Source organism: Niveispirillum fermenti, from assembly GCF_048066175.1.
Taxonomy (GTDB): Bacteria; Pseudomonadota; Alphaproteobacteria; order Azospirillales; family Azospirillaceae; genus Niveispirillum; species Niveispirillum fermenti.
The window spans coordinates 71459-80475 of the sequence record NZ_JBLTXA010000020.1 but is presented as its reverse complement, the minus strand read 5'-3'; the positions used below and the strand labels follow the sequence as shown (position 1 = coordinate 80475).

8 protein-coding genes are annotated in these 9017 nt (G+C 64.4%); 1 reads left to right on the top strand and 7 read right to left on the bottom strand.

Features of this window, described 5'->3' with window-relative positions; translation table 11 throughout:
- Positions 1–38: 38 nt before the first annotated feature.
- The 7 genes from ACM9LZ_RS17785 to ACM9LZ_RS17755 form a co-directional block, all read right to left on the bottom strand.
- Positions 39–257, bottom strand: a complete 219-nt coding sequence (locus ACM9LZ_RS17785) for a hypothetical protein (protein ID WP_416620848.1) — start codon at positions 255–257, stop codon at positions 39–41.
- A 279-nt stretch (positions 258–536) separates the two neighbouring features.
- Positions 537–1970 (bottom strand): hypothetical protein, encoded by a 1434-nt coding sequence (locus tag ACM9LZ_RS17780; RefSeq protein WP_416620847.1) that lies wholly within the window; start codon positions 1968–1970, stop codon positions 537–539.
- Positions 1967–3259: a KGGVGR-motif variant AAA ATPase gene (locus ACM9LZ_RS17775; RefSeq protein WP_416620846.1), complete on the bottom strand. Its 1293-nt coding sequence runs from the start codon at positions 3257–3259 to the stop codon at positions 1967–1969. Before ACM9LZ_RS17775 ends, ACM9LZ_RS17780 begins: the two co-directional genes overlap by 4 nt.
- Entirely contained in the window at positions 3256–3675 is a 420-nt protein-coding gene (locus tag ACM9LZ_RS17770; protein ID WP_416620845.1) for an SAM-dependent methyltransferase, read from the bottom strand. The genes ACM9LZ_RS17775 and ACM9LZ_RS17770 overlap by 4 nt, the downstream gene beginning before the upstream one ends.
- Before the next feature lie 188 nt (positions 3676–3863).
- The gene (locus tag ACM9LZ_RS17765; RefSeq protein WP_416620844.1) at positions 3864–4535 is read right to left on the bottom strand and encodes a sensor histidine kinase; all 672 of its coding nucleotides are present in this window, start codon (positions 4533–4535) and stop codon (positions 3864–3866) included.
- A gap of 311 nt (positions 4536–4846) precedes the next feature.
- The gene (locus ACM9LZ_RS17760) at positions 4847–5854 is read right to left on the bottom strand and encodes an alpha/beta hydrolase family protein (RefSeq protein WP_416620843.1); all 1008 of its coding nucleotides are present in this window, start codon (positions 5852–5854) and stop codon (positions 4847–4849) included.
- On the bottom strand, positions 5851–6552 hold the full coding sequence (locus ACM9LZ_RS17755) for a TetR/AcrR family transcriptional regulator (RefSeq protein WP_416620842.1): 702 nt from the start codon (positions 6550–6552) through the stop codon (positions 5851–5853). Before ACM9LZ_RS17755 ends, ACM9LZ_RS17760 begins: the two co-directional genes overlap by 4 nt.
- A gap of 320 nt (positions 6553–6872) precedes the next feature.
- On the opposite strand from ACM9LZ_RS17755, the gene ACM9LZ_RS17750 reads away from it, so the two are divergent.
- On the top strand, positions 6873–8975 hold the full coding sequence (locus ACM9LZ_RS17750) for a 3-hydroxyacyl-CoA dehydrogenase NAD-binding domain-containing protein (RefSeq protein ID WP_416620841.1): 2103 nt from the start codon (positions 6873–6875) through the stop codon (positions 8973–8975).
- Positions 8976–9017 lie beyond the last annotated feature (42 nt).

Here is a 9017-nt window from a genome sequence, read left to right as displayed (position 1 = left end):
GGCCGGTCAGCATGGCGTGGGTTCAAAATGGCGTGGGTTCAGACGCTGAGGTCCAGCTTGTCACCCCGGCCACGCGGCGGGGGACCGTTCGTCCGGCTGTTGACGGCCGCCGCCTCATTGTCGAACGCATGGCCGACGAAGGTGCCATCCGTATTCTCGCGGGAGCGATCGCCCTGGGCCACGGCACTGGCGGCACGGCGCGTCTGTGTTTCCGTCGGCTTGGCCAGCTTCTGCGCCGCAACGGCAGCCGTCGCCATGGCCGCATTATTCTGCGGTGATGGCGATGGGGCCGCCTGCGCTGTCGGCAGCGGCGGAAGATGCGGCGGAATGATCATGATGTATCAGGCCGCCTGTTACGCGGCGGAGTCAAGCACCAAGAGGGGCTAATCCTAAAGCCGGCGCGTGGGCGACGGGATGGGGGCTTTGTGGCAAGGGGCGGTTTGATGGACAGGAGACAACTTTGCACCTCAATCTTATCATCCACACATAAATGTCGCTTTTCCTTTGTGGGCTGTACAAACAGAGGCTCACTACGGTCACTTTCTAGGCGCTACACCTCCGCGACGGCCCAGGCCAAAGCCCACGCGATAAAGATCCGGCATATCAATTCGGCCATCTTTCCGGGTGACAAGAATGCCGAGGCGTTCCAGATCCTTGCGAACCCCCTCCCAGCTTTCAGTATGCTGGGGGGGGAGTTGATCTGATGGGATCGTGCTTGCCCCCCCGGGAAATTTCCCGGCCCAGGCGTTAGAAATCGTTTCGAAATCGCAGGGAACATTAATTCCGCTAAGGGGTTCCATGACCCCTGGAACCCATGGATCGTCTTCTGCAACTTGGATTACGCGAATTTGTGATGCCTTTTGAATGCCGCGCTTAATGCTTTCGTAGTGAAGGGCCAATGGGTAGTCAGCGTAGCGCTGAGCGCTATCGTCAGCAGCACCTAGAATGGCCGCCAGAAATGAGCGCGGTGATGTCCAGCCATGACCATCGGCCAGATGACCGACGCTCCAAACATAGGGAACACCGCGGCGCGCATCCTTGCCCATCTTGTCCCCGGCCAGCGCTTCGAACAAGCGCCGCTGATAGGGCGAGTCCGACGTCAATACGGATGGCAATGACCAGTGACTTCCATGGTTGGTCAATAAATCTGAAGGCGGCAGAACGGACGTCACCACAGAGCGTAGGCATATTCCATGTTGATCGGGCGCATTGATGAGCCGTTGCCAGAGCATGGCGTGCAAATCATGCCGATCCCAGGTCAGTTGTACGCCTGTCGAGGTGATTTTTGATGCATCGGGGAAGGCAGTAACTGTGCGTTCCATCTGATCGGGGCGCAGGAATATTTTCGCGCGCAGGCGCGAAAGATCACGTAACCATAGTGCAACCCGCAGCAGATCGCGGACGATGAGGTTCATCGTTCCCCAATCATGGCTGGTTCGGTCCAGAGCGTCAAAGAGGATGAGCCCGAACTGACCATTGGAAGCCAGTTTCTCATTAGCAGCCTCAATGATCTGGGCGAAGGGCTCCGGGTTGTCTCTCACCCATTCCACAGTTGCCTTCCATGTTTCGACAGGGACCTGTCGGCCAGCGACCTGTGCCAGCCACCTCAGAACGACAGCCCGCCAGACGGTGTATGGTTCACATCCCTGGCCAAGCAGGGCCTTGAAAGTCTCAACATCAGGGTACGACCTGAGGTCCGACCTTGCCGCGTAACCGACGTAGATGGTGGTATTGACCAGCTCCGGCACCGCGGCGCCGATTTGTCTGCGCAGGGCATCGTCGCTCAACGCGGCCGTCCAGAACGACTTGCCAACCCCGCGCGCGCCGATCACCAGCACGGCCTCGCGCGCCAATGCCTTGCGGTGGGCCAAGGGGATGTGAAGTGTACCCGGCTTGGGCGTATCTCCCGTATTGTCCAACTCAAATGGGGCCGCTTGGATGGCCAGCCGTATCGCCTGCGCGTTCGTCATGCGGCACTCCCTTTGCCGACAGCCCGATCCAGGAAACCCAGCAAACTTCCGAAGACCGAATTCACTTCCCCGGGATCCACCTGAACCATTCGGTGCTGCAGGCTCAACATACCGTACCAGCCACGGTTCCAACGAATGGCCAGGGGGGAGTGGGGGGCGTTATCGTCGTCTTCTTCGAAGTTCCAATCGCTGACTGCCCCCGGCTCCACTTGGTCATAGGTATCCTCGAACAAGGCATAGGAATCGGCGCGCAGCGCCGTCAGATACTCAAGCCGGCGTTCATCATCTGGAACCAGGCCGGCAACCAGTTGCAGGCGATCGCGGATTTGGGTGATAACGCTGCGCTGCTGCCAGTGCGAGAACAGTGCGCGGTATCCCGTCCAGGTCTGTTGGCCCTGGATGGCAAACATCAACACCGTGTGCGCTCCCAGGTCCGTCACACAGGCCGCCGCCACCTCATCGATGCCCGCGCGGGAATCGATGAGGATGACGTCCGGTTGATGAGTATTTTCCAATCGGTTGACCAGCCGGTCCAGGCGCTTTGACCAGGATTCCAGTGTCCCCCGGCTATCGCGTTTCGGCATCCAGGCTCGCCCCAGCTTGGAAACATATTCCCCCGGTTCCTTCCCATGCGCCGGCACGATAACAATCTGACCGGGGGTGGGCAGATCGCTGGTAGCATAGATACCGGTCAGCAACGTGTCCCCATTATCGACCAAATCTTCAACCAACCAGTCGGTGATACCGAATTCGGGTTGCCGATCGGTCGGGAGCAAAGCACTGGACAGGCCCGGTGATTCCAGGTCCAGGTCCAGCACCAGCACCCGTTTGCCCTGCATGGCCAATGACCATGCGCTGGCCGCAAGGGCTGTTGAACGGCCGACCCCACCCTTGATGGAAAAGAACACGATGCGTGGTGCGCCGGTGGATACGTCCTCTATCAACTCCCACCGGCTTTCCGTCGCCAGACGGTCAACGAACCAAACCTTATCCCCGTCGCCAATCGGGAACGCCGATGTCCCGTGGCAGGCCTCATCGCGCGAGGCTTCATAAAGAATCCCCGTCCCTGCCGCATGGGCGTGCGGTTTGATCCGCCCCGCCAAATCGCTATACAGGACCTCAAGTTGTTCCCGAAGGCCAGCAGCCGAGGCCGTGCTGTCCGGCGCGATCAGGCGGACACGTCCATTAAGGTCGCGGTTCACCAATAACCAATCCAGTTGGGCAACCACGCCTTGATGTGCCCGCAACACCTCCACCGTGATGGGCAGGATTTGGTCGAAAGTGGTCATATCAACCCCTCCCGACTGGCCTTCTTAATCAGTTCACAAACGATCTGTGCAGCCGCTTGATGGGGCTGCACCCGTGCCGCATCGAAATTTCCTTGGTGAGCATAACGTTGGTTTACAGCCCAATCACCAAAGGGGTTGGAAGCGGGTAATGGGTATCCTGTGCCTTTATGGTGTCCGCTGCGGTAGGTTTCATACCTCGCCCAGATGACGTCGACGTGCTTCCGATCCTTATTCACATCCGTCGGATCGCCGGTGAGGGTGTCTACTGCCATGCCGAACGCCACCATCAGCCGTTTCAGGCCGCATTCCGACGCTATCCCATAGAGGTGATCAGCATTGGCCAAGCGGCCGGATTGGAAAAGGCGCTCCGCATCATCGAGGTGCCGTTGGTGTGCATCCAGGAAGTCAGCTTGCACTTATTTTGCTCCCCCAAGTCCCCCGGCAACCTATCGCCCAGGAAGTCCGCCATTTAGTCACGGATTTGGTTGATCGCCGTTAGCGGAAAAGTATCTTTAGCACCTCGTGATGGCGGATGTTAACCACCTCTGTGGTCAGCTTTATCATTCGCCATGCTTACTTACGACCTTCCCGTATTGGGCCGGGATCAGCCCAGGCGCAGCAGGACCGAAAGGCCGCGGTCGCCGCCCAGCATGAGATCATGATCCAGGCTGCGGGCGATATGGTCCGTGAGGGCCAGCCCCAATCCCAGGCCGCGGCGGGCCGGCCCGTCGGCCCGGTCCAGCCGGCCGCCCGGCTCCAGCATGCGCGACCGCTGATCGGCGGGGATGCCCGGTCCGTCGTCGGCGACCAACAGGGCGGGGCCGCCGGCCCGGCGCACGCCGATCACCACCTTCCCGCCCCGCCTTCCATGATGGATGGCATTTTCGACCACGGCCCGCAGCAGGCGGTCCAGCATCACGGGATCGGTCTGGACCGTCACGCTGCTGCGAACCAGCCGCAGGCGGATGCCCGCGGCCTCGGCCTGCGGGGCCAGTTCGCCCACGACGCGGTCCAGCAGCGGCCCCAGGGGAACCTGTTCCCGCCGGACACGGGCCGTGCCGGCGGCCAGGGAGGCCAGGGTCAGCACGGCATCCATCTGGGCGGCCCCGATCTCCAGCGCTTCCTCCAGCCGGCCGGCCAGTTCCACCTGCCCCGGATCACTTAATCGGCCCTGCAAGAGATGCAGGAAAAGACGCATGGCCTGAAATGGCTGCCGCAGGTCATGACCCACGGAAGACAAAAGGCGCACTGGGTCGATCGAAGGGGAAAGGGTCATGGAAAGCCTGATTCTGGAGATAAAACGACAGGTATAATGGCACGTTTTCTTCAAACCTGTGCAAGACCCTGTCGTTTGTCACAGGCATCCGGCTTGATATTTGCCTTGCGATTTCCAGCATGGTTTCCCCGCCGGCCACAAGCGGGGTTGAGACCACGTCCCGGCGATCGCAACCGATCACCGGCCCCGCTTGACGGCGCTGCCCGCCGGCAGCCTGGCGATGCGGCATGTGCCGCGCGGCGGCGGTCCCGGGCGTGACAGCTTCCCCGTCAAGGGCGCCGCTCAAGGGAAAGCCGCTCAAGGGAAAGCTGCTAAAGATGCCCGGCGACCCAGTCCGTCACAGCCGTCAGGGCCGCCGGGTCGGCAGGACCCGTGAAGCCTGGATCGCCGCGCTTCATATTGTGGCTCAATCCGTCCAGCACGATCACGGCGCTGCCATCCGTGCGCCCCGACAGGGTGCGGCGCAGCGCGGCGGCATCCTGTTCCGGCGATACCTGCATATCCCGGCTGCCGAACAGGGCCAGCAGGGGCATCCGCGCGCGGCCGGCCGCCGCCGCCGGATCGAATGTCAGCAGCCCATGCAGGAAATTGCCCAGATAGGCGGGATAGAGCGCCTGGAGCCCCGGCGGCACCTTGTCCACGGGCACCTGCCCCGTGGCAACGATCTCCTGCCGGATGGCCCGGTCGGCGTCCAGGAATTGCTGCTGCACGGCCGGCGGCGCCCCCTGCCGGATCAGCAGGCGCGTCAACTGCTCGGCCAGCAGGTCGCCCAGCGGCCGGCCGGGACCGGCCAGCATCACCGCCGCGCGGGGCGCCACCTTGCCGGCATCGGCCGCCGCCAGCAGCAGCAGGGCGCCTTCGCTGTGGCCCAGGATGCCGGTGCGGGCCGGATCGATCCCCGCTTCGCCCCCCAGCGCGGCATAGGACGCGGCCAGATCACCAATGGCCGCATCCCAGGTGTAGAAGGCGGCCAGACCGGCCGCATCCTCCGGCATCTGGGCCGCGTTGGCATGCATGCCGCGCTTGTCCAGCCGCAAGCTGGCGATACCCTTCCCGGCCAGCGCCGCCGCCACCTGCTTCAACAGGTCGGCCTGCATGCCTTTCTGGCTGCCGTCCCGGTCCGTGGGGCCGCTGCCCTGCACCAGCAACAGGGCCGGAAACCCACCGGCCGGGGCCGGCCCGTCGGGCAGCAGCAGCGTGCCGGAAAGCCGCACGTTCCCCGCCGCGGCAACAGTGACGGCGCGTTCCCCGGCCCAGGCCGGCGATGCCGTCAGAAGACAGGCGGACAGAACGGCGAACATGGCCCGGCGCATCATCATGCCGTCTTCTCCTGCACAAGAGGGCCGGCGAAGGGCGCCTCCAGCCCCGCCGTCACATAATCGACGACGCGGACGGCCACCGCCTCCAGATCATCCAGCTGGCAAAGGCCGCCGGACAGCGATTCCAGCCGCTTCATGTCGGTATAAAGGGAATGCAGCACCCCCATGGCGAAATGCAGCCGCCAATAGACCTCCTGCTGCGGCAGGTGCGGCAGGGCGCGGGCCAGCGACAGGGCAAAACGCTGAAGATGCCCCACATCCTTGTCCAGAATCTCCCGCGCCTCCGCCGGGCCATCCCCCCGGGCGAAGGCCACGAACTGGTTGTAGAGCGCCAGGCGGGTGGAGGTGAAGGAATAACGGATGGCCGGCAGGACCAGGGCCGACACGATCTCGCGCAGCGGCGGCGTGCCGCCCCCGGCCTTTTCCTCCGCCTCGCGCAGCATGCGCGCGCGCTCACGGTTCAGGGCCAGGGCGCCACGCCGGAAAACCGCGATCAGCAACGCATCCTTGGACCCGAAATGATAGTTCACGGCGGCCAGATTGACACCGGCCGCCTGCGTCAGCTCACGCAAGGAGACGCTGGCATAGCTTTTCTCGGCAAACAGCCGTTCGGCGGAATCCAGGATCACTTCCTTCGTATCCTGCCGCGCGGCGATACCCGCGGCGTCCGCTTCGGCCTGTTCGGCAACAACCCTCATCCGCTCCATCCCCCCAGGCGCCCGCCGCCATCCGCCATCGGACCGGGACGCTGTTCTTCCGCTGAAGGCCCCCCGCACCGGCCGGCCCGGGGCTGTGCCCCTGCCGCGCGCGGGTCTCAAACGACTGTTCACAGACTATCCGCAGCGGCGGCCCGCGCCAACATCTCTGTTTTGCGGCAAATCCGCTGGCATGACGTAACGGAAGGTCGCGGGGAGGACACAGGTTGACTTAAACATCCGTTTGAAACTACCATCGGCGTATGACAATGGCCCGGCCGGCTTTTTTGCCGGCACCGGCCCCCAGGGGGAAGACACCAGAGATGACCCAGCCCGTCCGCTATGATCGCCAGGGCGCGATCGGCATCGTCACCATCGACAGCCCGCCCGTGAATGCCCTGTCGCAGGCGGTGCGCCAGGGGGTGATCGATTGCGTGGGCCAGGGCTATGCCGATCCGGCCGTCACCGCGCTGGTCATCGTCGGCGCCGGCCGCACCTTCATCGCCGGGGCCGACATCACGGAATTCATCAAGGGCGGCATGGCCGATCCCGACCTGAACGATGTCAATGCGCTGATCGAGAACGGGCCCAAGCCTGTCATCGCCGCACTGCACGGCACGGCACTGGGCGGCGGGCTGGAGGTGGCATTGTCCTGCCATTATCGCGTCGCCGTGCCCAAGGCACAGGTCGGCCTGCCGGAAGTGAAGCTGGGCATCCTGCCCGGCGGCGGCGGCACACAGCGCCTGTCGCGGCTGGTCGGCGCGAAGACCGCGATCGAGATGATCACCACGGGCACCTTCCTGCCGGCCGCCAAGGCGCTGGCGCTGGGTATCATCGACCATGTGGGCGAGGGGGCCGACCCGCTTTCCGTGGCCCTGGATTTCGCCACCCGCCTGCCGGCGGGCCCGCACACGCGCACCCGTGACCGGGAAGAGAAGCTGGCCGCCGACCGGGGCACGGATGTGTTCGACACGGCCCGCGCCGCCCTGGCGAAATCGGCCCGCGGCCAGTTCGCGCCGCAACGCTGCGTCGATGCCGTGGAGGCCGCCTTCACCCTGCCCTTCGATGAAGGGCTGAAGCGCGAGCGCGAACTGTTCACCGAATGCATGGCGCATGATCAGGCCAAGGCCCTGATCCATGTCTTCTTCGCCGAACGCGCCGTGACCAAGATCCCCGACCTGCCCGCCGATGTGACCCCGCGCAAGCTGGAACAGGTGGCCGTGCTGGGCAGCGGCACCATGGGCGGCGGCATCGCCATGTGCTTTGCCAATGCCGGCATCCCCGTGCGCCTGCTGGACCTGGACCGGGCCGCACTGGACCGCGGCATCGCCGTCATCGCCAAGAATTATGCCGGCACCGTCGCCAAGGGCCGCCTGTCGCAGGCGGACATGGACAAGCGCCTGTCGCTGATCCAGCCCACCACCGACTATGCCGATCTGGCCGACGCCGACCTGATCGTGGAAGCGGTGTTCGAGGATATGGACGTGAAGGCCAAGGTCTTCCGCCGCCTGGACGAGGTGGCGAAGCCGGGCGCCATCCTGGCGTCCAACACCTCCACCCTGGACCTGGATGCCATCGCCGCCAACACGTCCCGGCCGGCCGATGTCATCGGCATGCATTTCTTCAGCCCGGCCAATGTCATGAAGCTGCTGGAGGTGGTGCGCGGCCGTCACACGGCCCCCGACGTGATCGCCACGGCCATGGGCGTGGGCCGGAAGATCGGCAAGGTGTCCGTGCTGGTCGGCAATTGCGACGGCTTCGTCGGCAACCGCATGGTGCAATATTACGCGACGGAGGCCCAGCGCCTGGTGATCGAAGGCGCCTCGGTCGAGCAGGTGGACAAGGCCGCCCTGGAATTCGGGCTGGCCATGGGGCCGTTCGCCATGGGTGATCTGGCCGGCCTGGACGTGATGGGTTTCATCCGTGCCCGCCGCGTGGCCGCCGGCCTGATCTACGGCACGCCGCTTTCCGACCGGATCGACCCATCCCGCAAGGGACAGAAGAACGGCCGGGGCTGGTATCGCTATGAGCCCGGCAGCCGCACGCCCCTGCCCGACCCGGAAATCACGGCCGTGGTCGATGCCTATCGCGCCGAAAGGGGCATCACCCCGCGCGAGATCGGCAACGAGGAGATCGCCCGGCGCCTGATCTACACCCTGGTGAACGAGGGCGCACGCATCCTGGACGAAGGGATGGCGATGCGGTCCGGGGATATCGACATCGTCTATATCTACGGCTACGGCTTCCCCGCCTGGCGCGGCGGCCCCATGAAGTTCGCGGAACTGTCCGGCCTGGACAAGGTCCTGGCCGATATCAGCCGCTATCATGCGGATGCCGTGGCGGCCGGCGATGCCGACGGCGCCTATTGGGAACCGGCTCCCCTGCTGAAGCGGCTGGTGGCGGAAGGGCGGAACAGCTTCGGCTGAACCGCCCCGCCCCCTCACTTCCGCCTGTGCGGGGGTTGAGAG